Here is a 23,822-nt window from a genome sequence, read left to right as displayed (position 1 = left end):
GACAAGCCCGATGGAAAGGGTAAAGGGGGAAGGGTAATAGCGAGGTGGCAGCGTTACGCCAGAGCTATGCTATAATACACTACCAATATGACCAAACTGTTAGCCAATGCGCTTTTCTGCTCAATCTAGTAAGATCTTATTCCGAAACCCAACGTCACTCACATGACTAGCGCTTCGCCCCCATTCGGGGATAAACGCTCAGGTTTTTGGATCAGAAGTAAAGGGAATAGTATGCCGACACGAGAAGATGCATATACACTGATGACAAGCCATGTCCAGAATATCAGCCTCCAGAGGCACATGCTCTCGGTTGAAGCCGCTATGCGCGCCTATGCGCGTTCTTATGGTGAGGACGAAGAGTTGTGGGGAATAACAGGACTCCTCCACGACTGCGACTATGAGGAATATCCCGATCTGCACCAGCATACGCAGGTCGCCGCGGTCTGGCTGGGTGATGCTGGCTACGACAAACGCATTATTTACGCCATCCTGGCCCACAATGATCTCAATCTTGAGACGCATCCGCGCACGGATCTACTCTCCAAGGCGCTCTATGCCTGCGACGAGGTCACAGGCATGATCACAGCCACTAGCCTGGTGCGCCCAGATAAAAGCATCCATGGACTGGAGGTCTCCTCGGTGCGCAAAAAGATGAAGGCCAAGGGCTTCGCCGCGGGCGTGAACCGCGAGGATCTGGTCAAGGGCGCCGAGGAGCTAGGCGTTGACCTGAACGAGCATATCGCCTTTGTGATCGCGGCCATGTCTGCCATCGCGGAAGACCTGGGTCTGGCAGGTATAGCCGTTTAACGCCATCACACGTATAGAAAGTAAAGAGCTTTAGGAAAGTCCAGGACTATGCAGCAGCGACGCAAGCCACAACATCAATCACAGCATCTCTTTACCGCTAGTGAGGTCGGTTCCTTTGAGTACTGCTCGCTCTCCTGGTGGCATGAGCGCTATGACCCCATAGCTCGGGGTAATGATGATGAGCTTTTCGCGCGCCTGGTGGAACTGGAGGAGGAGCACGATGCCCAGGCGCCCTCACTCCCTGAATATCAGGTCATAGAGCAACTCCTGCTCCGTCGAGGTGCCTTTGAAGAAGGGAAGGCACAACATCGCGAGCACGCGGAAGAGGTCGCGGAGCGGAAGGAGGAGCGTATCCTGACACCCAGTTCCAATGATGCCATGCGGCGCCTGGTGCTCGTTATCGTGGCCCTGGTCGTCCTGGCCCTGGCGCTGATCATTGCTTCGGCCTTTCTGCATTGAGTGATTTGGTTACTAAGCAAGAGGGGGTATTTTGGTGGGGAACATCCTGTTACCAGGAGGCCTGGGACTCTTACTTTTCGCGTTAGCCCTGCTCCTGCTCTGGCGTAATGAGCGTGTACGCCAGCAAGAGCGGCTGCACGAAGAGTATAAACAGGCGCTGGACCTGCCCGGTGAACTTGTGTATGAGGACGCCGATGGGCAGGGAGAGACGCTCTACTCCAGCAACTATCCTCTCATTGGCAAACCTGATTATATCGTGCAGCATCCCGATGGGAGGCTCATTCCCATTGAGCTGAAACTGACCGTCTCAGGCGTGACACAGCCAGATAGCAACCACGTCATGCAGCTTATTGCCTACTGCCTGATCCTGGAAGATTACTCAGAGATTCCCCCCACGCATGGCATCGTGCGCTATGCCGACCGCGATTTCACCATCGACTATACACCCGCGCTCCGCAAGAAGGTTATCCGCCTGCTTTCAGACATGGAACAGCGTGGCCCCCAGGATCCCCCACCCTTGAAGACACAGCGCGCCAGCAAGTGCCGGGCCTGTGTCTTTCAACAAATCTGCCCCATCGGTCGAGATAAGTAAGTAGAGCTTGTAAAAAAGCAGGTCTAACCCCTTCTCATCCATTGATTGACAAGCCTTCTATAGAGGGACTACACTAGCAGCAGAATCACCTACTGGTCCGATATGGAGGGGTTGCCCCTTATAAAAAGTGAGAACATATCTATGGGTACATTTCATGAAGTAGTGGAGTTGAGTGGACATATTATCGACTCCTGGTCGCTTCCACGCGCCTGGGATACCATTATGGATCGCGGTGGGAACTTCACCGTCCAGGAAATTAGCATCGGGAAGCAGAAGTCGGAGTCGAGCTATGCGCGTTTCCAGGTTGAGGCTCCTGATCCCGAAACACTAGAACTCATTATCTCAGAGCTACAACAGTTTGGAGCCATTCTGGTTGATGCTCACGATACACAGACCGAGATGGTCACCCAGGATGGCGTCTTGCCACCCAATTTCTATTCGACGACCAATCTGCCCACGCAGATCCGCATTGGTGGCAAATGGGTCCTGGTAGAGAATATCGAGATGGACGTGGTGGTGGTGGTCGAGGCTGAGAAGCAGCGAGCCTACTGCAAACCCATGCACGAGGTGAGCAAGGGCGACCAGGTCGTCGTTGGGCATAAAGGTATTCGCGTACAGCCCTATGAGCGCGAGCGTGGGCATGAGACCTTTGCCTTTATGCAGAGTGATGTTTCATCCGAGCGCGCAAAGGTCCTGGCAATCAGAAATATCGCGCGCCAGATGCACGAGATACGCGAACGGGGCGGCAAAATCCTCTTCGTACTTGGTCCTGCCGTAATCCATACTGGCGCAGGCCGCTATGTCGCCGAGTTGATTCGTCGCAACTATATCCACGCCATCTTTGGTGGCAACGCCATCATTACGCACGATATTGAATCCGCACTCTTTGGTACTTCCCTGGGCGTCAACCTGAAAACGGGCGAGCAGGTCGAGGGCGGGCATCGTAATCACCTGCGCGCCATTAATGCCATGCGCGGCGTCGGCTCGCTTGAGAAAGCAATTGAGATTGGCCTGCTGCGCGAGGGCATTACCTATGAGGCAGTGACACGCGGTCTCCCCCTGGTGCTGGCGGGCTCTATCCGCGATGATGGCCCAATGCCTGGCGTCATCACAGATATGCCGGTCGCGCAGCATCATATGCGCGAGGTCGTCCAGGATGTCGATATGACGATTATGGTTGCCTCGATGCTCCACGCCATCGCCACGGGTAATCTCCTGCCCGCACGTGTGCGCACCGTCGTTGTCGATATCAATCCAGCGGTTGTGACCAAGCTGGCGGATCGCGGCACCTTCCAGGCCGCGGGGCTGGTCACGGATGCAGAGCTCTTCCTGCGCGAGCTCCTCGAATCGATCAACCAGTTAGAAAAAGAACTGGCTTAAACAGGTTGTTAGTGGGACGGGGCCAAGCAAGAGGCCTCGTCCCACTAACAACCTGTTATATCTGCTCTCGGTGGCTCGCCCGTTCCGCCAGGTCACGCATTCTCTCAGCCTGGCGGAAAAGCGCGTCACAGAGTTCCTGTGGCTCACGTACAATAAAGGGGCAACACAAACCCGCCAGATGATACGCCATCCAGTCGAGGTCATCAGCATAGCACTTAAATAAGACCTGCCGCTCCTGGCCTGCCACCTGCTCCAGTAGGGCCATGGTAGGCGAGACTATACTTTGGGCCTCCTCTAACGTCGCCTCCAACACAACTTCGATATACCAGCGCGCAGGCGTCATAGGAATGCCCTTTGTGACATACTCAAGGCAGTTAAAACCGGAAGGACGCGTAAAGGGCTTCTCGCCCATACTGGCCTCTAACACCCGGTCCAGGCGAAAGCTGCGCAGATCTTGACGCAGATGACAATAGCCGACCATGTACCAGTAGCCCATGCGATAGACCAGGCCGTATGGGTCTACCTCGCGCTCAGAAACCTCGCTTTTGAAGGCCTGATAGCTCAAAAAGGCGCTCTGCTCAAGCTGGGCCGCCGTTGAGAGGACAGAGATGACTTCAGCCCGCGCCACACCCTTAGCGTTCAGGCTCTGGAATTCCAGGGTGTTCTGGAGGGCTTGCATCTGTCCACGCAGTTCCAGGGGTAAGACACGCTCAACTTTAGCCGCGACCCCTTCAACCGCGGGCGTCGCCTCGGCCAGCCCCAGTTTACGCGCGGCAAAGAGTCCCAGCGTCAGCGCCAGGGCTTCATCATTGGTAAACATCAATGGAGGAAGCTTGAAACCTGGGCGGAGATGATATGCGCCGTAGCGCCCACGCCCGCCTTGTACAGGAATGCCCATACTCTGCAACATTGTGACATAGCGCCGAATGGTGCGCACATCTACCTCCAGGCGCTCCGCCAGTTCGGGGCCACTTATGCGCGCACGCGATTGCAATAATTCGAGTACCGTCAGGACGCGTGTCGTGGGAAAGTACATGTGCCAATTCCCTTTCTCAAGGTCTTTTGCCGGGATAGAGCCAATCAGGACTTATTATACCCGCTTTTGAAGGTATACTCAAAGGCAAGCACTATTAAGCCAACATAGACGATACATTTTCTAAGACAGGGTGGGATCACACCATGACGACAATTCATATCTCACGCGAGCATGCGCGGCGTTTCCTCACCAGCTACCACTTTCGTCCAACCGATCTGGCCGGGGTCTTTGAGCGCCTGGGCACGGTCCAATACGATCCGCTAAACCCGGTTGGACGCAATCCCGATCTCGTTTTCCAGGCACGCATTCCAGGCTACCAGATCGACGACTGGCAGCACGCGGCCTATACCCATCGCATGGTTTACGACGCCTGGGACAAGCAGTCATCTCCATTTAAGTATCGTTGAACAATCCCGGTCAGATTCTCTACCTTCGCAGGCAGCAGCCAGAGCGCATACAGAGGCGCTTCGCTTTTAACCGTGTTGCCGCTGGCCGTCTTGATATAGCTCAGCGTGGTTTCATAATCGCCAAACAGGTATCTTTCATCGAGATTGGGAACCATGTCCTTGTAGCATATTCCCACCTGTATGCCGGGCTCTGCGATGACTTCCCGCTTAATGCCCATCAACACCGTCTGCCCCTGGATAGATTGCCACGTCCTATTAGGGAGCATTTTTAATATCTCCATGTAAGGCGAGCGCGGATAATGCTGCCTGATGATCTCTTTTTCTTCGTCGCTGAATTTCTCGCCCCGGCTCGGTGACACTTTCCAGATATAGGCCACATCCAGGCGCGGGCATACAGCATCCAGCCAGTCGATGGATAGCCGCAACCAGTGTGGCGATACTACCTCAATCTCTATGCGGTTGATAAGCAGGCTAAATGTTCTCTGTCTTTGATTAAGGTCAAATGTAGGCCATACCGTCTCAAAATTTCCGAGCAGGGAATGTAACTGCGCGATCTCATCCGGGCTGTCCACCATGCCAAGCTTTTCCTTCTTTGCTTCAAGCTCTCGCTGGCGCTGCATCAAATCGTTTCTTTCTTCCTCCAGCATTTCATACATAGGATCGTCAATGCTGGTTTTCATGCGCTTCCTGGCGTTCTCTGTTAGTTGCGTCTTGATGCCCTGAATCTGCTGGGGAATACTGACAAAATCCTCGGACTGCTGGTTATAAACCTCTTCCAGCGTTACCTTGACTCTATCCTTCATTTCAATGTCGGCTTTCTCAAGCGCGAGCAGGCGGTTTACGACGATATCGTCAAATGCGCTCGCCGGAATGCAGCACCATCGTTTTCTTGTCATCTGATTATTCGGCTTGCGATAGCCCAGATAATTGGATGTAGCCTTCCCTTCGTATATTTGCTCATAGAAGCTTATAAACGTGGTTTCATCTGGGGAAGGTGGAGTAAGAATCAACCTGCCGTGAAACAACAAATCTGGCGGCGTTTCGCGCGTCTTTGGGGTGCGTGTTGTCCCTCGATGATTTTCAACAGGATCGCCTTCCAGCGTATAACCCTTGAGTCTCGCATATCCTTCAGCAAAGAGGGCATAGTCCAGAACGGCATCATGATTATCAATGATGACATCAGGCTTGTCATCGTCCGGCTGCCACCAGCCTATAAGCATCTCATTGGTGAACAGATCCCGTAGCGTCTGTTCGGAACGCGGCTTATAACCCACACCGGGTATATGGTGGATGCAGGTTTTGATGAGGTATTTTTCCCTATCTTCATCCGGGATTTCAGGAAAAAGATAGGCCATATTATCGACTTCCCGATTAAGCTTGCCGATATTCCAGTCGAGTGCCTGCGCACGCAGGGCGAGTTTGCGCATTTCTTCCGCCCACGGCTCGTAAACCACAATGACCTGGTTCTGTTTCTTGCCCTTCACCGCAAGCCCTGGAGGCAGGAGCCTCCCGTCATAGCCACCCTTGTCCGCCTTATTCTGCTTGCATTGCAGCATGTGCTTCACATGCCCTTCAATATAGCCGTATGCCTCACGCATTTTATCCTGGAAGGAAACCAGGTCTCGGTATACCGTAAAGTCATAAACGCGGGTTCTTTCATCGCTGGCAGCGGATGATATAGGCGGCACGATGACCTTGATTCTCTTTTCTTCAGCCAGGCGGGTAAATACGCCCACCTGGTCCATATGTTTGTTGCGGAAAAGCCTGTCTTCTCTCGCCAGAACCAGAGTGCCTATGATTCCCTTATGCATATCACGGTAAAGGCGGTCAAGTTCCGCGCGCTGATCAATGCGCTTCTGGCCGGAGACGCCCGCCCCTTCGTCATATAGTTCAACTTGCGGCTCTTCATCGCCGTAAAGCAACTTGCTATATTCCTGAAGCCCCAATTGCGTCTCGCGGCTTTCTGCCATTGCGGTATCCGCACCGCTTTTTGACTGCCGCACCAGGACGGCTGTTATTCGTTTTTTGTCGATTTCCGGTAAATCCCTATAATTCGTCGAACGTTTCTCTGCTTGGCGTGGCTTGAATATTCTATGTTCTGCCATTCCCTTCAGCGCCTTTCTTCTGCTAATACCTCACGCACCTAACTGTTGAACTAAATATACCATATTTTACTGTGAACTATCCAATATTTTCCCATAAATTCAGTATGTTGCATTGACATTCCCATGAATTCCGTGGCATACTACTATGGTAATAAATCTTTCTTTTTGGAGTGCTTAACCGATGAATCTGGAAGATTACAGGGTTAAGCTCGGATGGTCGAAAGCAAAGCTCGCACGCGAGGCGGATATTGATCCGGGTACGCTGGGCGACGCAATAGCGGGGAAACGCATCTATAAGGCGACAGCCGGAAAGATTGCGAATGCCATATCTAAGGGCTTAGGGCAGGAGATAACCTATAAGGATATTGAGGGTCTGAAGCTCGCCGACTGATTCCGGGCTTAAAGGAGGTGATGCAAAGAAACGCCAAGGCGCAGAGCCAAGGCGTCTCTCAGAGACTTTTTCACACTTTGTACTATGCTCGCTCGCCAAAGTAACCATAGTACAAACACTATCCTTTTACTGTTTTGCAGTGGCAGCAGAATGCCTCTATAAAGGGCTTCCTGCTGCCGGGACAGGCGTAAAGTCTATTGGTAATAATACCACGTGCGGGCTGCGCCTGTCGATTGATGGAGGCAGATAGCATGACCTCGACACAGCAAGCGTTTGATAACTTCATTCCTGTTATCCCAACAGATAACCCTCTTCATAGTGCGGACAACCCGTATTCTTATGACCCCTCATGCCCATGTCATCAAGATAGGACTAGCGTTCTTGAAGCCGCCCAGGCTGTAAAAGACGGTCTTATGACTCCTAACGAAGCAATCAACTACATTCGCGGAAAGCATATCTAGCTAAGAGCAGACTCCCTCTTGTTGCTTGCAAGCAGCAGGAGGGAGCCACAGGAGAAAAGGGCATGAAGCAGAACAGAACGGGAATCACCTATCACCTCTATGGAGAGGCGCAGCAGCAAGATGCATCACGTCAGCGCGTTGGCACCTTATGTAGCATTCATCCAGAAGATACCCCCAGGCTAACAGACGAGACGAACGCCACAGGCGTTGATAACATTCTCATTTGTGCCGATCCAGTCTTTTATAATGGCGTGCAATCGGGACGGAGCGAGTTTATAGCCCTATCTTTTGAAAAGAGTGAGATTGTGGCCCAGGACGCCGAGAACACGCTGCAATGGGCCATGTACAATACCTTGCGTCCGGCATTGTGGCGCTACGGCTATGTGTGTGGCTGGAACGAGGAGGTTTACAAATACGCCATGCGCAAGCGAGAGGAACAAACCAACACCTCAAAGCCAGCACGCGACGAGAGGAGGGAAAGATAATGCGCCCTTCTCGCTATCGTCCAAGCATGGAAACCGATCAGCCGCCCACACGTACAAAGCGCGTCACCAGAGTACCCAGAGAGGACATAGACACCCAGGATCAGATCGACGAAGATGCCTTGTATGACACACGCACCCGTACCAGCGTCGTACGCCAGCCTACCTGTTCGCCCGCCCAGACCCAGACGGGCGAACAGGCAACGCGCCGGGTTAGGATACATGTTCATGATCAACCCAGGCAGCAGAGGCAGCACCAGCAACCACCACTGTTGCCCGTTGGGATGCCCAAATCGTTTCACTTTCCCCGCTGGCCTGCCTATGCAGGATTCTCAGTTCTCGCAATGTTTGGGGGCTGGCTTGGCATGAACATGGGGCAACAGGCGTGGCAGGGATGGCAAGACGACCTGCATTATGGACGCCCCCGCACCTACCAGACTGACGTGGTTGTGGGCCATAACCACGACAGCAGCGCGAACCCATCACACTTCATCGCCCTCAATCTGCATGGTCAGATTATGGTCATCGAAATCGCGGCAGGTGACCCAGGCAAGACCCACCTGTATAAAACCGGGTTGAACTTGCTCGGAAGTGGGCAAGACTTGACCCCGGCAGAGGTGGCATTCAAAGACCTGGATGGAGATGGCAAGCCGGACATGATTGTCTCTGTTGGAGGGCAAAGCGTCGCCTTTAAGAACGAGAACGACACGTTTAGCGCGACCCCCATGAAGGAGGTGAAAAAGTGATTGTCACACCAGCATACCCCATCCAGGCCGAGCAACCACAGCGGCCCCAGGAGAACGACCCCAGGGGACCACGTCGAACCATGCGTATGTTGACAGAACGCGTCAACGATCTTCTGGGCATCACGTTTAGCGGAGAGGATGAATACGTCGTTGTCTCCTGTAGAGAGACCATCACAGCCACTCTTGCCCTGAACTTTCAAACCGCATTCCAGACCGAGCGCCCCATCCAAGCCGTTCTCATCTCGTATGGCGAAGTCAACACGTCGGGAGATGGCTATATCGTCATCCGTTGGCGTGGAACCGTCCCAGAACACTTTTTTGACCAACTCGACCAGCTCAACAAAGAGGTCTTCTCCTATACAGCCTTTAGCGCCGGACCGCTCGACACCTGTAGAGCGCCGTGGGATGGCATCACACACGCCTAATGTCTCAGGGAAGAGTCACACCATGATGTGCTCTTCCCTTTCTTCTTGGAGGGAACCCCATGCAAGACCGACAGATACAAAATGACATTGACAAGCTCCTACACGAACTGAACCAGCGGCAGCAGAACCAGCGGGCGCACACCACGGACGATATCCCCCACATTGAAGCCAACCAGGAATATGACCCCAACCGCCAGCAATGGGACGTTGAGATTCACCTTTACCCGCGAGCAGAGCCAGAGGAACCAGCGAACGTCGTTGAGAGTGTCCCACCCATCGGCCAGGAGCCGCAACCAGGACGGAGAAGACCATTGCAGTGGGTGAAGCACCATCTGGTGCTTCTCAGCGCCATTCTATGCGCCTGTGCGCTTGTTATAGGAGGACTACTGTATGTATCTCCTTTCTGGACACCGACCACCACGGTCACGATTGTGCCAGTCTCGCACACGCTCGAAACCCGCTTGACCGTGACCATTGGAGGAAGCACCGATAAGACCCAGAGCCAGGTGCCAGGAAGAATACTTCCCACCGTAACGATGAGCCAGGCGCGCACCATTCCCACAACCGGGAAAGCGCACCAGGACGCCCAGAGCGCACACGGGTACATCACGTTTTATAATAGCGCGACCTATGCGCAGACCATACCAGCAGGAACCCTTGTTGCCGCAGCCAACGGGGTACAAGTGGTCACTGACCAGGATGTAACCGTGAGTGCTGTCAATTATCCCACATTAGGGCAAGCCAGTGTCAGCGCCCACGCGACCCAGGCAGGACCAGCAGGCAACTTGAAGGCAGGCGCGATCTATGGTCCCTGTTGTCGTGCCAACATCTCCGCAGTGAACGGAGCGTTTACCGGAGGTCAAGACGCACGAGACTACCAGAGCGTGACGCAGCACGACATCGACGCAGCAGACACGAGCCTGAAAGCCAGCCTTGACCAGAGCACCATCGCCGCCTTACAAACCCAGGTCAAGAGCACCGAGACACTTACAACCCCGTTGCACTGCCAGCAGAAGACGAGCGCGAACCATCAGTCAGGAGAGGAAGCTAGCAGTGTGCAAGTCACGCTTGACGAGACGTGTACAGGCATCGTGTACGAAACACAAGCTTTACAAACCTTGCTCACCCAGGCACTCACCACTCAGGCGAGGCAGCAACTAGGAGCCCTGTACACACCAAGTGGAGACGTTCACATCACGAGCACCACACAAGGAACAACAACCATTCAGGTGAAAGCAACTGAGACATGGGTGTATCAGTTCTCCCAGGCCGAGCAGGAGCGCGTCAGAGCCAGCATTGCAGGCAAGAGCCAAGCCCAAGCGAAGAGCCTGCTATTAGCTCACTCAGGAATACAATCGGTGTCCTTCTCCAATGACGCGACCCTTCCAGACATTGACCATATCCGCTTGTTGTTCCTTACCTACTAGGCAATGAAAGGAAATCACATGCAAAACCAAGGCAAATTGTACAACTTGATTTCGACTCATTGGCAGCAATACCAGCCGACACACTTCTTCCAGCGTCGTCTCTCGTTGGAAGCTTTCCATCACGACTTTCAGCTTAAATTCTGGGTCGTACTGTTTCCGTTTGCCTGTCATGTCTCTCGTCCCTTTCTGGTTTGCTTTTTTCATTGTCTATTTTACCAGGCACGGAACACGACTCACTCATCAGTGTGACAGTTACCACTAAAAGCGGGTAGCCTCTTGCAAGAACAATCTAGTTCTGCAAGAAGATCTCTATATTATGGCGCCAGAAGAAGACAAACCGCTTTTCTGTCTTTCAAGAAGTCTGTTCTGGATTGATTCTTTCGCATCCTATACAGAGATAGCTGATTGTTTAACGGGGAAATGCAGGGGAAAATGTCGGGACCTTGAATGATGGGGAAAGTGCAACTGCAAAACGTCGAAAAAGGTGATGGAAGAGGCTAAATTATGTAGGTTGCCAAGCACTTTGAAGCAGTAGCCTGAATGCTCACGAGAAAGTTACTCCATGCACAGTTGCTTCCTTCGTTATTTTTTGCAACACAGCCTCTCTATAAGTCTTTTGTAGCCAAATTTAGGGAAAAATATTCAATAGTAGCCATCATTACTATTAGGAGTGTTAAACACAAAAATATTTATTCCCTAAATTGTTTTTATTGCTCGGCTAAGCAAACCTCGCCTTTCCTATTACTGTAATCGCAACTGTAGGCAAGCACAGGTAAATTGATTAAATGTTATATGCCCATCTTAAAAATACTTATCTTCTAATACCTGTGCTTGTTTCTTTTGATATTTTTAAATGAGGAGTGAAGCATTAGATGAGGCACAACATCCTCATCTTTGCATTACTAGAGCAAGATTGGCCCTTTTTCAGCATTAAAAACCCTAGCACTTGCCGATTAGATTAAGTGAAAGGAGAAAGCATATTGACCTAAGCTCGGGGAAAGTTACTTCCTAGCGCTTCTACAGTAATTCTTCAACTAAATGGGGACTATCGAAATGCGAAAAATAGCATTTCAAAATCAAACGTCACCTGAAAGATTTTTAAAAGTTCAGTCAACAGCAGATCTTGAAACGATAATTCATTCCGGACAACCACTGCTCAATACCCGCATAGTTGTTCGAATTCCCACAGCTCACCTAGAGCAGTCACTGCGCTGGGAACAAAAGCTTAATAAGTCATTTCAAGAGTGCGGCTGTTCTCATGGAGCAGTATGTGCCACTGTAGCGTTTGTGTGCACTATCACGTGGCACATCTTTCAATTTTCAACATGGTGTTCGTTTCTTCTTTGGCCACTAGTTGCGCTTGTGACGGCAGGTGCACTTGGAAAGATTATAGGATTGGCTTGGGCAAGATTTTGTATCATTCGCATTAAGGAGGAAATCCGAAAGCTCCAGTTGGATGGCATCAAGATACCTACCTAAAAAACCTGCGCCATGGCAATCAATATTATCTCCTTGTAACACACATAGTGGTAAAGGAACGGTTTTAGCAGGCTGCTGCGCAGGTTGTTTTTTTTGATAAGAAGGTATTTCAACATATTGATCAATTCCTCGAAGCTCAGCGGCATATATTGGGAGAATAACGATGATTTGTGAAGAGATAACACGGCATATTGCAGAACAAATATTGGTGTGGATATGGGATTCCTTGAATGGAGTGTGCAAAAGTGCATGCAATTGATACGAACCCTACTACACCTTTTACAACAATGGCAAAACCAATGTACACAAACATCGTCTAGAATTTGTAACTCTGCTCCGAGGTTTTTAAGATCTTTTTGCCATTGGGTGACTGCTGTAGTTTGTATACTCGTAACAATTTTTATTCTAGTGACGACTATTATTATAGTTTTTTATTTCGTCGTTTTCGTGTTTTTAGTCGTAATAGCGACGTTGTATATTATGGTCACCCTTATTTCCGTAATATATATTGTGTGCATATATGCTTGTGGACCAGCGCAAACGGAGAATTTTAGACTTATGGATGATGGTTGGCTTGTCACTTTAGGCGAGGCTGATCCGCCAAATCTGTCGCAGGGTAACGCTGTACAATTATTACCAGATGGCGAGCTAGCTTGTAATGCTATGATCGAATCCATAGATGAAGCAGAAAATACAATTCATTTGGTTCAATTAGAATTTGATCCAGACTTCTTTGCAACATTTGTCGATTTCACAGACGCTTGCCCACCACAACCAGTTGGAGATGTAGAATCTAGCCCGAAGAAACCCATTGGTGGACAACGCAAACTAGTGGATGCGCTCATAGCTGCAGCACGAAGGGAAGGTGTACGAGTTCGTATTCTCCTAAACTACGATCCGCAAAGCATTTTACCTAGTAGCAGTTATCGGAAACTAGAGAAGATCTGTAGAGAAACCAACATCGAACTTGCAGACTTGGGAATAATGCCCCGATCATTTGGGCTTTTACATGCAAAAGCAGTAGTAGTTGATGGGTCAACAGCGTTTCTCTCTGGCTTGCCTTTTGCACAAGGCTATTTGGATACGCAGTTACATTGTGTAACTGATCCACGTCGCGGAGATGGGGCAGGGGGAGATTTTCCTCCATTAGGCGGGGTTGGCAATGGTGTTGGAAACAAGCCTGCGCATACAGTGTCTCTTAAAATGGATGGTCCATCAGCTTCGGATATGAATAAAACTTTCATCGATCTTTGGAACAGCGTATCCACGAGCACAATTGACCCTCCTCGCATGGTACCTGATCGTCCAGGAAGGCAATCAATTCAAATCGTTCGTTCTAGCCCTCCTCTTCAGGCTAATGGTCTTTCAAATGGTGAAAAGGGTGTTTTAGAGTCATACCTTCGTGCAATTCATAACGCGCAAAATTTGATCTACATTGAAGCTCAATACTATACATCTCCAATCATTAATAATTCTTTGAGAGATGCGCTAAGAGCAAAACAAGAACTCCAGCTTATTCTTCTGGTAAACGAGAACCCGGACATACCTACATACAAGTTTTGGCAAAATGATCTTCTTTCGCCATTGATGAGAGACTTTCCCGACCAAGTAGGTGTCTTCTCTTTATGGAGGACTCAACGACCGCATGAAGGACAAGAAAAGGTGCGAATCATGCAATGCTATATGGAAGCTAAAGTTGCTATCGTTGATGACCGTTGGGGTAGTATAGGTTCGGCCAATCTTGATGGTGTCTCCCTCGACCATGCCTTTGAATTCATACCCACTCCTTGCCTAAGCGCTTCTGACGGATGGAGGAATGTAGAAATCAACGCAATCCTTTATGATGGAATAGCAGGCCAACCTGGTGATACAGGTGAGGTGTTCAGAATACGCAACCTTCTATGGAATGAGCATCTAGAATCGGTAGGTGGGGGTGAACCACTAGCAGATGCTGGACTTAGTAGATTGTCAATTTGGACCAACATTGCTAATGACAATATACGCTCGCTCAACTTAGACCAGTCCATGTCGGGCAGAATTCTGCCTTACTCACCTGCATTGTCCTCAAAAGACCAATTGATCCAACTTGGAATTGATGTCAACAGGTTAGATGTGGCACCAGTAGTTCCACATTAAGCCACAGATAAATGTGAAGGTGCACACCTGTAGCTCACCTCAATAGATTTTTGCAAAAAGACGGAAGCTAGATAGTATATCAGCTAGTTCGTATGGGCTGGCTGATATTTATTTAATATGATGTGCAAGTTGTCTTAAGCCATCAATGCCTCAAGCTAAAGGAAAAGAAGCTGCGTACACTGGTTTGGGCCAGAAGCAAAGGGTATGCAGAAAGACTCAGCGTTGCAAGCGGTTGTGTAAGTGCCATAGATCGCCCGCTCACACCCGTTTGTCCGGTATGTGATATCCTAGACATGGAGAGTTGAGACCCTGAAAGGAAAGGATATCATGGAAAAGAAAACGTATACAGCGGACTTCAAAGTCAAAGCCGTGATGGAAAGCTTTCAGCGAGATACAACTTTAGAAGCCACCTGCCAGAAATTTGGTGTGTCCCGCTCGCAGCTGATGCGTTGGAGGCAAGAGTTTCAGGAGAAGAAGCCAAACTTGTTTGTCGATAAGCGCGATCCGAAACAGAAAGCGATCAGTCAGGGCTACAAGCCGGGGGAATCGCCTGATGAACTGAAGAAGATCATCGGCGAATTGACTGTGCAGAACGAAATCTTAAAAAAAGTGCCGGGGTTATTGGGAATTTAAAACCGGCACAGAAGGTGGAACTGGCCCATCAACTGAGTCGGCCCAATGGCCCCTCTCGCAAAAGCCTGGTTGCCCGCGCTTTGCAAGTGGGTCGAGCCACGCTGTATTGGCCTTCCAAGCAAGCGGTGAAGGACAAGCAGGTCGCAGTGGCGATTGAAGCGTGGCATGAGGTGGATGATACGCTGGGGCATCGCAAGCTGGCCGCCCTGCTCCAGATGAGCAAAGACCGAGTTCGCCGCATCATACACAAATATGGGATCACCGCTCGACGCAAGCGCAAAAAGTATGTGTATCCAGGCAAGGCGAGCGAGATTGCGCCCAATTTGCTCCGCAAACTGACTCAGGAGCGCGATCCCGAAATTGTGTTCTCCGATATCCTGGAGGTCAAACTGGCAGATGGCACCAAAGTGCGTGGTTGCTTTGCGCTCTGGAAACGCACCCGGCATATTTTGGGGCAGGCTTTTGAGTATCATATGCGCGCCGAGTTGGTGACCAGCGCTCTGGAAACGCTCTCGTTCGATGTTCCCGACGCGATTTTCCATAGCGATCAAGGCAAGCAATTTGGGGCCAAGCCGACACGGGAACTGCTCTTGAAAAAAGGCTTTCAACTCTCCATGAGCCGGGCAGGCACGCCAACGGATAACGGCTATGCCGAACGGTTTGTGGGCGTTTTCAAGCTCGCTGTTGCTGAGCGTCGCCTCTATCACACCCTGGGTCAGTTCCTTCAAGCTGCCCAAGATTGGGTCCACTTCTACAATGGGGTGCGGCCTCATGAGAGCTTGGGCTACATTTCACCTGATCAATTCGCCTTGGAACATGGATTACCTCCGGTTCCTTCACCCACCCTGTTGTAGTGTCTAGGATTCCCAGGACTAGAGAGATTTACTATAACCCTGCCATTTGAGCAGGCTTACGAGGCAAATCACGTAAAGTTACTTGGCGAGATTATATAGGATTAGGGCTTTGCAAGATTTAGTTACTATACTCTACAACTGGTTAGCAATTTCAGATGGACCGCAAAAAGCGGATCTGATATTTTTATTTGGTGCTCCTACTCTTGCAGTTCCTCAAAAGGGATTAGAGTTATATAAAGCTGGCTTCGCTTCTTATCTTCTTGTGACGGGTGAAAGAAGCCTCACTGAAGAAAGTGGCTGGAATAAAACACTTGCTGATAAATATGCTGAAAATCTTATTGAAAATGATGTTGATAAGAACCGTATTATTATTCAGAATAAATCATTGAATACGCTTGAGGATGTGATATTCTCTCTTGGAAATCTCTCGGTGTTTAAAAGAATCATATTAGTAAACAGGCCTATACAACAAAGGCGAGGTTATGCAACATTCCAAAAACAAACAACAGATATGGTGCTTATTAACGTTCCTTGTATGGAAACTATGTCAGAAGATCAATTGGCTGTAAGGTGCGTTTTAGAATACGAGAAGATAGAAAGGTATACCAATAAAGGAGATATCAAGAAACAAGTAATCCCTAATGAAGTAAGAGAAGCATACCAGATTATAAAAGAAATCTTAAGATAAATTACGCAAGGAGGTCCGTGGGTACTGTAAAATCCTTTGTGTAGTGGAGATAATGAATAAAGAGAGATTGCGGAAGATAGAGGAGGAGAAACATGACCATACGCAAAGAGATTCTCGACGAATTGCTCAAAGAGTATACGAGTCCTCAGGATATCCTGGGTGAGGGTGGGTTGATCAAAGAGTTGACCAAAGCCGTGACTGAACGGTGCCTGGAGGCCGAGCTAGAAACGCATCTGGGCTATGGCAAGTATGAGCCCAAAGCGGAGGGAACGACCAACAGCCGCAATGGCAAGAGCCGGAAGACCCTTAAAGGAGAGCAAGGCCACCTGGAGCTTGAGATCCCTCGTGATCGAGAAGGCAGCTTTGAGCCACAACTGGTCAAGAAGCACCAGACGCGGCTGGATGGCTTCAATGACAAGATCTTAAGCCTGTATGCCCATGGACTGACCACACGCGATATCCAGTCCCAATTGCACGAGCTCTATGGCGTGGAGGTGTCGCCGACGCTCATGCACCAATGTGACGGATGCGGTGAGTGAGGAGGTTCGCCACTGGCAATCGCGCCCGCTGGAGGCGCTCTATCCCATCGTGTATGTGGATGGGTTAGTGATCAAAGTACGCGAGAACCAACGGGTAGTGAACAAAGCTCTGCACCTGGTCCTGGGGGTGAATCTGCAAGGGCACAAAGAGCTGCTAGGCATGTGGATCGCCCAGAATGAGGGCGCCAAATTCTGGCTCTCGGTGTTCACCGAATTGCAGAGTCGGGGTGTCAAGGACATCTTCATTACCTGCATGGATGGACTCACGGGTTTGCCTGAAGCGGTGGAAACCGTCTTTCCGCACACACGAGTGCAGTTATGCATGGTGCATCTGGTTCGTAATTCGCTGCGCTACGTCTCACACAAGCATGCCAAGGAGGTCGCCACGGATCTCAAGGGCATCTACAGTGCGGCCACAGAGATGGAAGCTGAACTGAATTTGGAGGCGTTTGCCCAGAAATGGGACGCGCAGTATCCCACGATAAGTGCCTCCTGGCGAGCGCGCTGGAGTCGGGTGATCCCGCGCTTCGCTTTTTCGCCAGACATCCGCAAGGCCATCTACACCACTAACGCGATTGAATCACTGAACATGACCCTGCGCAAGATGACACGTAACCGCCGGATTTTTCCTTCCGATGAGTCAGCCTTCAAGGTGATGTACCTGGCTGTGCAGACCGTGTCGAAGAAATGGACCATGCCCATTCGAGAGTGGAAACCAGCACTCAATCGTTTTGCTCTTGAATTTGCAGATCGTTTTCCGCAATGATGACCCAAATACACAAAGCTCTTTACAGATCCGTCCGTGGTTCATGATATAGTAGAGGTAAGAACGAAATTCCCTTCCACAAGCAACCATCTACCTCCTATGATTTACAGGATTATTTCCTTTTTAAATTATCCAATTGTGGGCTTTTTTCCAAGCTGTTTCAAATTGGTCAAGATGGAACTGAAACCAAGTTTCGTCATCTTTTCTCGTTAAGTAGTAAGTAGGTCTCTCGGCGTTTGAAACTTCAAGTGTTGATAATCTTACCATTATCTTGCCATTTGAAAGATGAGGATCATAGATGTACATTGTGTATGGAGCGAAGTAGTCGATAACTCTGTATTCAAAGGCTGCATTCGGGCGACTTTTTTTAATCTCTTCAAGACGACCTAAATTGGCCTCTAACTCTTTGTTAAGCTTATTTTTGATCATACGGTTCTCACTACGAAATGCAGCCATCTCTAAGACTATCCCTAATGGTTTTATAAGGAGAATGGTGACTTGTAAGCCACGGTCTAACCCTTTCTCAATCTCTTCTTGTAAGATGGGGATATGTGATGATAGCGTGTATCCCCACAGAATAATTTTTTGAGATTTTCGAATGATTTGTACAATTTCGGTGAGATCGTCCTCCTTATGGAAAAACTTTGCTGCTAGTGAACGAGTGTCCTTAAGATTTGAGAGTATATCCTTTATTTCTTTGTTCTGCTGACGATTAACTAACATACTAATTGGAACAATGGCCATTACTGCCAGAAGCGCAGAGAAAATAATGGGTTGGTTGCCAATGCCAAGTAGGTTAAGAATCGCTACCATAATAGCAATTCCAATAGCAATAGAAATATCTATATTCTGTACTAATAGTTTGATATATTTGATAACACTCATATTATTCACCCATAGAGCTGAAGTTGCTACAACTACACTATTAGCAGCTATCCACACCTTATTCAGATCTAGATAGTAGCTGTTAATATCCTTCTTCATTCACACAAATATCTTTTGCTATATAAAAACGAGGGGCGATAGCGCTTTTTGCTGTTAAATTGTGGAAAAAAGTGTATAAAGGAAAATGCTTTCATTTATCTCATACTAATAGATGAAGAAATACGAGAGCATTTCTTGCCTTTCCCAAGGTACCCGCCAGCCCGCGGGAGACGAAGGCCAATCTCGTGCAGCAGCTCTTGACCCGCCTGGCGATAGATAAACTCGCCAAAGACCAGTTTTTTGAAGTCTTTGTCTTCGATTTCGCTGTGCCACCCCAGGAACTCGAGGCACTCCTTGGCTGCACGACAACCGAGCCCAAACGCCGGACGGAAGAGCAGAAGCTTCCCGTCCTCGGCTGTAGCTGCTTTCGCAAGGCTGGCAGCAACCACTCCTATGTCGTCTACGATCAACGCGTGATCCTGGACCCTGATGAGTGGCGACATCGATTCGCTCCAGGCCTTTGTGCGTAAGTGGCACTAGACCGCTGCTCAGGCGGCTGTTACTGCTAAAAATAGGTATCCTGGTTGGCATGGAGATCGCAGATAATCTTGATCTACTCATTCGCCTGGTCAGCGTTGTAGCGATTCTTCTGCTATGCGTATATCTCGTGCTTCTTTACCTATAGCTAAGGACACGGGTCCACCGGAGTCTTGTACAACGGGTGTCGCAAAGACGTACGTAGAGGAAGCCATAAAGGGTCTGGATAATGTAAAATGACAGCCGCATACTACCGGTGTTGGCCTTCTCGTCTTCTTTTCCTGTTGCATTGCTCGTGGTCCCTCGGGATGAGCTCTTAGGGAACGACTTTATTTTGCCCGTATTGCATGTCTAAGGGCCCCGAGAGCTGTTTTGGGAACAACTTAAATTTAAATAAATCTCATCTATTTGAGCGTAGTAAGGGTCCCATCAGGGAACAACTTTATTTTCTCTCCACAGGTGGTGGTCTTACCATCAATATAGTTGCATTGCTCGATAAAATAGCCGGGGCCGTTGCTGGAACCGCAGGAAAAGCGGAGGACATTCGTGTTGCGCAGCGATATCGTTACGATATACACAACTGCACAGTAGAAGCAACGCTGTTAGAAGGGCAGTAGGAAAAGAAAGCTGGGGCAATGCTTCAGATCCCACACAGTGAGCAGGGCTATCGTAGAATCTGTACATAATTGTACACTAAGAGCCGGAATCGATTGATCTGTAACCGAAAACGTTGATTTTTCTTATTCCATAGAGAACGACGACCTTATGATACCTTTTTACATGTATTATAAAAATACCAGGGTGCAACATCATAAACCGTATTTTATTTGTTATAATTGTATGAGTTATAACGAAAGTAGATACGGCTATTGTGTCCGAGTGGGAGGAAGAAAAGCGCAGAACACAGACTGCCTTTATAACCCCTGATGACAATATTGAAGCAGTCCATGAAAGCGTAGATAATTTCTATCGCCACATATTAACCAGAGGCTATATTGAGCCCGGTATGGGCAATATCGACCTAAATCAGCAGATATTAGAGGGAGATTTTAGAGAACCCAGCATAAAAGGCGAGGATTTGAACCACTTTTATGATCAGGAGTTGGATGTAGACCACGAAAGGTAGGCCAGAATAATGGGTGATCCGTTATCGCGGTTCAGGAAAGAGGCGTCGTCTACGCAAACCTCAAGCAAAACCACTGCTCAGAACGGATTTATGAAGCCTATGACGGCTCAGGGAAGCCCTCACCCTATACTGAAATCCGCTGTATCCTCCAGCCATCACAGTCTCCGCAATCGCGCTTTCTCATGGCTACGGTGTTCAGCGCAGATTATGACAAGGCGTTTACGCTCATATACAGCTTCATGGCCGTCGAGATCAAGGGCCGGAACCTAAAGGAAATTAGGCACGCCATGCAGACTGGCCGCTGCGAGTTCATCCAAGAATACCACGAAAACGAATTTGCTCAGCCCGCGAAGGGCGCGGCGATCATCGAATCTGTAAGATTTATCACCGGCGAGAAGATGGACGATATTTTGTCTACCTATAAGGCAGGTAAGTAGGAGGGCATATGCTCGATGATATGTTTCCGTTCATCGACCCCATAATCGAAATAAGCGAAGATAATACTGCTTTCGTCATTCAGGTAGATGCGCTTTTTGAATTTCTGGAAAAAACCGGCCTTGATAAAGCAATGAACCTGCAAGGCGGCACAAAAATAGAAGTTCCTCTCGATATTGCCATATCGTTGTTAAAGCCGGACGAGCTAGAAAAGCTTAAGAATTATATCACGTCTTACCTTGCCAAGAACGGGTAGCAGATTAAAGAGGATGGGCAGAGAAGATACGCAGCACCCCTTTATTGGAATGCTGCGTATTTATTTTTATGCGACACGGCCAAACAAGGACTTGAGTTCAGGCGGTATAGTGGACAGCCTTGTTGTATAACATTTAGGCAGGAATGACCACGCTACCCGATTGCCATCGCCTGACGAACTAAAGGTTCTACACTCGTTTCAACACGCACACTGCTGGCACGTAGGTATCGGGCGAAGTTTACGGCGGCTACCTGTAACGCATCCAGCAGGTCAGCCGTGGGCGTCACATCCGGCTCCCACCACCAACGGGTAATTGTCCAACTTCCTCGCTCCAGGCGGCTATCTAGCCGGGCCACAAAGCGATCTCCGTAGAACACCGGCAGCACATAATAGCCCCAGCGGCGCTGTGGCTCTGGCTTGTAGACTTCCCAAACATAATCAAAGTCAAAAATCTGCTGCAATGCCTTGCGATCCCACAAAAAGCTGTCCAGCGGCCCTAGAAACAGCACGCGAGGCTCCGATGCAGGATTATCAAGTAGCGGCAGTAAGTTAGCAGGCATGTGATAGAGCTGTGGTTTTCCTCCAGCATGCACTTGCACCGGAAGCAACTTACTGGACTCGACGAGTTGAGCCAGGGCACACTTGCGTTGCTCGCTCTTGCCACATGCCGACCAGATGGCAGCCTCCGCTCCGGGACGAAGCAGCCCTGTAGCTTGATGACGGCGGGCCATTATCCAGCGGTAATAACTCTGCTCATCGGGCGCGGGCACATTGTAATAATGTGGAGGAATGACGCGTTCTGCCCGGTCGTAGTAGTGACGCCCACCTTGGCGGTGATGGGTCACAAGCAGGCCGCAAACCCACATTGCTCGTAAAGCGCGACTGACGTGTGTAGCGCCGCCCCATTTGTCCTGACCAGGGATGCTAGTACGCAATTCTTTCTCGAACTCCAGTGACGAAAGCGGCCCCTGACGATCAATGGCCGCCAAAATGTCCTCCGCTATCCCCACTCGTGTCTTCAAGATCTCGCGGTCATGGTAGGGTCGATGCATGCTACGGATCATCGCTCGCATAGGCCAGTCTCCGACCGGAACCAAACATGCCATTTTATCCCATGAGTCGTATACAACCCTATCGGTATAGGCAGTTTTTTGCCAGTCATCTACTTGGTACCCTGGCACTCGCGCCTGCAAGACCAGATCAGGGTTGCGCCCCACAGGATTGAGCGGGTCATATTGCACCGTTCCCAGGCGATCAAAGACACCAGGCACATCGGTTGGGGTAAAGTGATAATTAGCCAGAAAGCGCCGGGCTTCGGCGCGTGAAAGGGTCAGCATCAGCTCGTGTCCTCCGGTTTATCTGCTTTGAGTGTAACATGAAAAGGGGACATTTGACGTCCTGTTTGCCCTCCTGCAAAAGATGTAGTGGCTCAGTCGCACTTTTGACTGAGCCACTACATCTTGAGATTCACATTATGGTTATGCCATGTAGCCGAACAACACCCTCAACTCAGGGAGAATAGTGGACAGTCTTGTTGTATGACACTTAGACAGGCATGACCAGGCCTGCCTGGTTCCCATCAGCGATTGGCCTCTGCGCGCCACTATCCGCGAGATGTACCGCCCATATCATGATCGCGAGATCCTGGATCTTGATCCCGAGACCCCCGAGAGGATTCTGGCCGCGATGGATGCCAATGGTCCGCTCTCATCGCTCGAGTTTGAGGATCGCTCACGCATGAGCGACGCCAATTCGTGGTATGGCTTGACCAAAGCCAAGCGCGCCCTGCGCTCGATGTGGGTCTGTGGCCTGATCCTCACTCACCATCGCCGCAATGGACGCCACTATTATGATCGACCCGAGCGCGTCATCCCCGATATGCACTTTCAGACGCCAGCGCTACTGGACCGCGAGGCCTATCACCGCTGGATCATTGGACGGCGCTTCCAGGCGGTTGGCCTGCTGCGCCCCAATGCCGAACCTGCGATCTGGAGCGCCTGTGGCGATGCAGCAACGCGCAAGGCAGCTATCGCGCACCTGGTCGCCGGGGGATTGCTCACCCATGTCAAAGTCGGCGAAAAGGAATGGTCCTACTACCTGCCTACAAGCGCTCTCCCATTGCTTGAGAACGCCGCGAGCGAGGTGCCCGCGGAAGAGATGCGCTTTCTGGCTCCCTCGATAGCCTGCTCTGGGACCGCAAGGGCGTGCTACAACTCTTCGACTTCGACTATATCTGGGAGGTCTATAAGCCCGCACCACAACGTCGCTGGGGCTACTATGCCCTCCCCATCTTCTACCGTGACCGCTTCGTGGCGCGTATCGACTCGCGCCTGGAGAAAGGCACCTGGACGATTGCCAACTGGTGGTGGGAGCAAGACATCACTCCGGATGCTACCCTCCTGGCAGCCCTGGCCAGAGCCTCATCACGCTTCCTCCACTACCTACACGCCCAGGAGATCGTTGTCAACGAGATCATTGACAGTCCAACCCGCCAGGCCCTGCTGGCTGGTGCCAGAACCGCGCTCGTAGAATAGTGTGGGTAATGCGTGAGTGAGGAGCTGGCAGAGCCAGCTCCTCACTCACGCATTACCGGGTAGCTACTTTTTATTTCTATTAATTATCAATTTTACTCAACTAAAAATTCAGCCTTTTGTCCCTGCCTCTGGACAATGAGCGTTTCTTCGTCTAAAATAACCCAGGCGTCAAACACTGGGTTCCCGTGCAGGCAACA

Annotated in this window: 25 protein-coding genes and 1 pseudogene; 20 read left to right on the top strand and 6 right to left on the bottom strand. The window is 50.1% G+C overall.

What is annotated here, in order from left to right; translation table 11 throughout:
- Positions 1-231: 231 nt before the first annotated feature.
- The 4 genes from JMJ04_RS13175 (at position 232) to JMJ04_RS13160 (ending at position 3,238) form a co-directional block, all read left to right on the top strand.
- Complete coding sequence (locus JMJ04_RS13175) at positions 232-807, top strand: HDIG domain-containing metalloprotein (RefSeq protein ID WP_201370931.1); 576 nt, start codon at positions 232-234, stop codon at positions 805-807.
- Between the two features lie 48 nt (positions 808-855).
- Positions 856-1,266, top strand: coding sequence for a hypothetical protein (locus JMJ04_RS13170; RefSeq protein ID WP_201370930.1), 411 nt, complete (start codon positions 856-858; stop codon positions 1,264-1,266).
- A gap of 34 nt (positions 1,267-1,300) precedes the next feature.
- Entirely contained in the window at positions 1,301-1,858 is a 558-nt protein-coding gene (gene cas4, locus JMJ04_RS13165; RefSeq protein WP_201370929.1) for a CRISPR-associated protein Cas4, read from the top strand.
- A gap of 141 nt (positions 1,859-1,999) precedes the next feature.
- Positions 2,000-3,238 (top strand): ornithine cyclodeaminase, nickel-pincer nucleotide-dependent, encoded by a 1,239-nt coding sequence (locus JMJ04_RS13160; RefSeq protein ID WP_201370928.1) that lies wholly within the window; start codon positions 2,000-2,002, stop codon positions 3,236-3,238.
- Between the two features lie 55 nt (positions 3,239-3,293).
- Here the strand turns inward: JMJ04_RS13160 and JMJ04_RS13155 are convergent, their stop codons facing one another.
- Positions 3,294-4,274, bottom strand: a complete 981-nt coding sequence (locus JMJ04_RS13155; RefSeq protein WP_201370927.1) for a helix-turn-helix transcriptional regulator — start codon at positions 4,272-4,274, stop codon at positions 3,294-3,296.
- Between the two features lie 143 nt (positions 4,275-4,417).
- On the opposite strand from JMJ04_RS13155, the gene JMJ04_RS13150 reads away from it, so the two are divergent.
- Positions 4,418-4,681, top strand: a complete 264-nt coding sequence (locus JMJ04_RS13150; protein ID WP_201370926.1) for a hypothetical protein — start codon at positions 4,418-4,420, stop codon at positions 4,679-4,681.
- Here the strand turns inward: JMJ04_RS13150 and JMJ04_RS49455 are convergent.
- Complete coding sequence (locus JMJ04_RS49455) at positions 4,636-6,786, bottom strand: recombinase family protein (RefSeq protein ID WP_236038011.1); 2,151 nt, start codon at positions 6,784-6,786, stop codon at positions 4,636-4,638. The genes JMJ04_RS13150 and JMJ04_RS49455 overlap by 46 nt on opposite strands.
- 181 nt (positions 6,787-6,967) lie before the next feature.
- Between JMJ04_RS49455 and JMJ04_RS13140 the strand changes: the two genes are divergently transcribed.
- From JMJ04_RS13140 to JMJ04_RS13115, 6 genes are all read left to right on the top strand, one after another.
- Positions 6,968-7,177, top strand: coding sequence for a helix-turn-helix domain-containing protein (locus JMJ04_RS13140; protein WP_201370925.1), 210 nt, complete (start codon positions 6,968-6,970; stop codon positions 7,175-7,177).
- Between the two features lie 251 nt (positions 7,178-7,428).
- Positions 7,429-7,638: a hypothetical protein gene (locus tag JMJ04_RS13135; RefSeq protein WP_201370924.1), complete on the top strand. Its 210-nt coding sequence runs from the start codon at positions 7,429-7,431 to the stop codon at positions 7,636-7,638.
- A gap of 62 nt (positions 7,639-7,700) precedes the next feature.
- Positions 7,701-8,123 (top strand): hypothetical protein, encoded by a 423-nt coding sequence (locus tag JMJ04_RS13130; protein ID WP_201370923.1) that lies wholly within the window; start codon positions 7,701-7,703, stop codon positions 8,121-8,123.
- Positions 8,123-8,866, top strand: a complete 744-nt coding sequence (locus tag JMJ04_RS13125; RefSeq protein ID WP_201370922.1) for a hypothetical protein — start codon at positions 8,123-8,125, stop codon at positions 8,864-8,866. Before JMJ04_RS13130 ends, JMJ04_RS13125 begins: the two co-directional genes overlap by 1 nt.
- Positions 8,863-9,291 (top strand): hypothetical protein, encoded by a 429-nt coding sequence (locus JMJ04_RS13120; RefSeq protein ID WP_201370921.1) that lies wholly within the window; start codon positions 8,863-8,865, stop codon positions 9,289-9,291. The genes JMJ04_RS13125 and JMJ04_RS13120 overlap by 4 nt, the downstream gene beginning before the upstream one ends.
- 59 nt (positions 9,292-9,350) lie before the next feature.
- Positions 9,351-10,718, top strand: a complete 1,368-nt coding sequence (locus JMJ04_RS13115; protein ID WP_201370920.1) for a baseplate J/gp47 family protein — start codon at positions 9,351-9,353, stop codon at positions 10,716-10,718.
- Positions 10,719-12,068: 1,350 nt separating this feature from the next.
- Here JMJ04_RS13115 and JMJ04_RS13110 read toward each other — a convergent pair.
- Positions 12,069-12,452 carry a hypothetical protein gene (locus tag JMJ04_RS13110; RefSeq protein WP_201370919.1) on the bottom strand — a complete coding sequence of 128 codons (384 nt, stop codon included), beginning with the start codon at positions 12,450-12,452 and terminating at the stop codon, positions 12,069-12,071.
- 303 nt (positions 12,453-12,755) lie between these two features.
- Between JMJ04_RS13110 and JMJ04_RS13105 the strand changes: the two genes are divergently transcribed.
- The 5 genes and pseudogenes from JMJ04_RS13105 (at position 12,756) to JMJ04_RS13085 (ending at position 17,813) form a co-directional block, all read left to right on the top strand.
- The gene (locus JMJ04_RS13105) at positions 12,756-14,333 is read left to right on the top strand and encodes a phospholipase D-like domain-containing protein (RefSeq protein ID WP_201370918.1); all 1,578 of its coding nucleotides are present in this window, start codon (positions 12,756-12,758) and stop codon (positions 14,331-14,333) included.
- Positions 14,334-14,660: 327 nt separating this feature from the next.
- Positions 14,661-14,966 (top strand): transposase, encoded by a 306-nt coding sequence (locus JMJ04_RS13100; RefSeq protein ID WP_201370917.1) that lies wholly within the window; start codon positions 14,661-14,663, stop codon positions 14,964-14,966.
- 14 nt (positions 14,967-14,980) lie between these two features.
- Complete coding sequence (locus JMJ04_RS13095) at positions 14,981-15,820, top strand: IS3 family transposase (protein WP_236038009.1); 840 nt, start codon at positions 14,981-14,983, stop codon at positions 15,818-15,820.
- Between the two features lie 109 nt (positions 15,821-15,929).
- Positions 15,930-16,508 (top strand): YdcF family protein, encoded by a 579-nt coding sequence (locus JMJ04_RS13090; RefSeq protein WP_201370916.1) that lies wholly within the window; start codon positions 15,930-15,932, stop codon positions 16,506-16,508.
- Between the two features lie 92 nt (positions 16,509-16,600).
- Positions 16,601-17,813: pseudogene (locus JMJ04_RS13085) on the top strand (IS256 family transposase).
- A gap of 123 nt (positions 17,814-17,936) precedes the next feature.
- Here JMJ04_RS13085 and JMJ04_RS13080 read toward each other — a convergent pair.
- Positions 17,937-18,797 (bottom strand): hypothetical protein, encoded by an 861-nt coding sequence (locus tag JMJ04_RS13080; RefSeq protein WP_201370915.1) that lies wholly within the window; start codon positions 18,795-18,797, stop codon positions 17,937-17,939.
- 185 nt (positions 18,798-18,982) lie between these two features.
- Here JMJ04_RS13080 and JMJ04_RS13075 point away from each other — a divergent pair, with 185 nt between their 5' ends.
- The 3 genes from JMJ04_RS13075 (at position 18,983) to JMJ04_RS13060 (ending at position 21,091) form a co-directional block, all read left to right on the top strand.
- Positions 18,983-19,267: a hypothetical protein gene (locus JMJ04_RS13075; RefSeq protein ID WP_201370914.1), complete on the top strand. Its 285-nt coding sequence runs from the start codon at positions 18,983-18,985 to the stop codon at positions 19,265-19,267.
- A gap of 1,315 nt (positions 19,268-20,582) precedes the next feature.
- Positions 20,583-20,837, top strand: coding sequence for a hypothetical protein (locus JMJ04_RS13065; protein ID WP_201370912.1), 255 nt, complete (start codon positions 20,583-20,585; stop codon positions 20,835-20,837).
- An 8-nt stretch (positions 20,838-20,845) separates the two neighbouring features.
- Positions 20,846-21,091: a hypothetical protein gene (locus JMJ04_RS13060; RefSeq protein ID WP_201370911.1), complete on the top strand. Its 246-nt coding sequence runs from the start codon at positions 20,846-20,848 to the stop codon at positions 21,089-21,091.
- A 152-nt stretch (positions 21,092-21,243) separates the two neighbouring features.
- On the opposite strand, the gene JMJ04_RS13055 is transcribed toward JMJ04_RS13060, so the two are convergent.
- Positions 21,244-22,428 carry a DNA glycosylase AlkZ-like family protein gene (locus JMJ04_RS13055; RefSeq protein ID WP_201370910.1) on the bottom strand — a complete coding sequence of 395 codons (1,185 nt, stop codon included), beginning with the start codon at positions 22,426-22,428 and terminating at the stop codon, positions 21,244-21,246.
- Positions 22,429-22,990: 562 nt separating this feature from the next.
- Complete coding sequence (locus JMJ04_RS48675; protein ID WP_420799463.1) at positions 22,991-23,155, bottom strand: hypothetical protein; 165 nt, start codon at positions 23,153-23,155, stop codon at positions 22,991-22,993.
- Positions 23,156-23,295: 140 nt separating this feature from the next.
- On the opposite strand from JMJ04_RS48675, the gene JMJ04_RS48670 reads away from it, so the two are divergent.
- Positions 23,296-23,625, top strand: coding sequence for a DNA glycosylase AlkZ-like family protein (locus tag JMJ04_RS48670; RefSeq protein WP_201370909.1), 330 nt, complete (start codon positions 23,296-23,298; stop codon positions 23,623-23,625).
- The last annotated feature ends 197 nt before the right edge of the window (positions 23,626-23,822 follow it).

This window comes from Ktedonobacter robiniae, assembly GCF_016587375.1.
Lineage (GTDB): Bacteria > Chloroflexota > Ktedonobacteria > Ktedonobacterales > Ktedonobacteraceae > Ktedonobacter > Ktedonobacter robiniae.
This window is presented reverse-complemented; position numbering and strand designations above follow the sequence as displayed.

Coding starts and splice junctions, on each gene's coding strand:
- JMJ04_RS13150 (WP_201370926.1), top strand. CDS start 4,418: ATGACGACAATTCATATCTCACGCGAGCATGCGCGGCGTTTCCTCACC.
- JMJ04_RS13055 (WP_201370910.1), bottom strand. CDS start 22,428: ATGCTGACCCTTTCACGCGCCGAAGCCCGGCGCTTTCTGGCTAATTAT.
- JMJ04_RS13105 (WP_201370918.1), top strand. CDS start 12,756: ATGGATGATGGTTGGCTTGTCACTTTAGGCGAGGCTGATCCGCCAAAT.
- JMJ04_RS13115 (WP_201370920.1), top strand. CDS start 9,351: ATGCAAGACCGACAGATACAAAATGACATTGACAAGCTCCTACACGAA.
- JMJ04_RS13140 (WP_201370925.1), top strand. CDS start 6,968: ATGAATCTGGAAGATTACAGGGTTAAGCTCGGATGGTCGAAAGCAAAG.
- JMJ04_RS13125 (WP_201370922.1), top strand. CDS start 8,123: ATGCGCCCTTCTCGCTATCGTCCAAGCATGGAAACCGATCAGCCGCCC.
- JMJ04_RS13175 (WP_201370931.1), top strand. CDS start 232: ATGCCGACACGAGAAGATGCATATACACTGATGACAAGCCATGTCCAG.
- JMJ04_RS13135 (WP_201370924.1), top strand. CDS start 7,429: ATGACCTCGACACAGCAAGCGTTTGATAACTTCATTCCTGTTATCCCA.
- JMJ04_RS13170 (WP_201370930.1), top strand. CDS start 856: ATGCAGCAGCGACGCAAGCCACAACATCAATCACAGCATCTCTTTACC.
- JMJ04_RS13160 (WP_201370928.1), top strand. CDS start 2,000: ATGGGTACATTTCATGAAGTAGTGGAGTTGAGTGGACATATTATCGAC.
- JMJ04_RS13100 (WP_201370917.1), top strand. CDS start 14,661: ATGGAAAAGAAAACGTATACAGCGGACTTCAAAGTCAAAGCCGTGATG.
- JMJ04_RS13065 (WP_201370912.1), top strand. CDS start 20,583: ATGGCTACGGTGTTCAGCGCAGATTATGACAAGGCGTTTACGCTCATA.
- JMJ04_RS13130 (WP_201370923.1), top strand. CDS start 7,701: ATGAAGCAGAACAGAACGGGAATCACCTATCACCTCTATGGAGAGGCG.
- JMJ04_RS49455 (WP_236038011.1), bottom strand. CDS start 6,786: ATGGCAGAACATAGAATATTCAAGCCACGCCAAGCAGAGAAACGTTCG.
- JMJ04_RS13080 (WP_201370915.1), bottom strand. CDS start 18,797: ATGAAGAAGGATATTAACAGCTACTATCTAGATCTGAATAAGGTGTGG.
- JMJ04_RS48675 (WP_420799463.1), bottom strand. CDS start 23,155: ATGGGTGAGCAATCCCCCGGCGACCAGGTGCGCGATAGCTGCCTTGCG.
- JMJ04_RS13060 (WP_201370911.1), top strand. CDS start 20,846: ATGCTCGATGATATGTTTCCGTTCATCGACCCCATAATCGAAATAAGC.
- JMJ04_RS13155 (WP_201370927.1), bottom strand. CDS start 4,274: ATGTACTTTCCCACGACACGCGTCCTGACGGTACTCGAATTATTGCAA.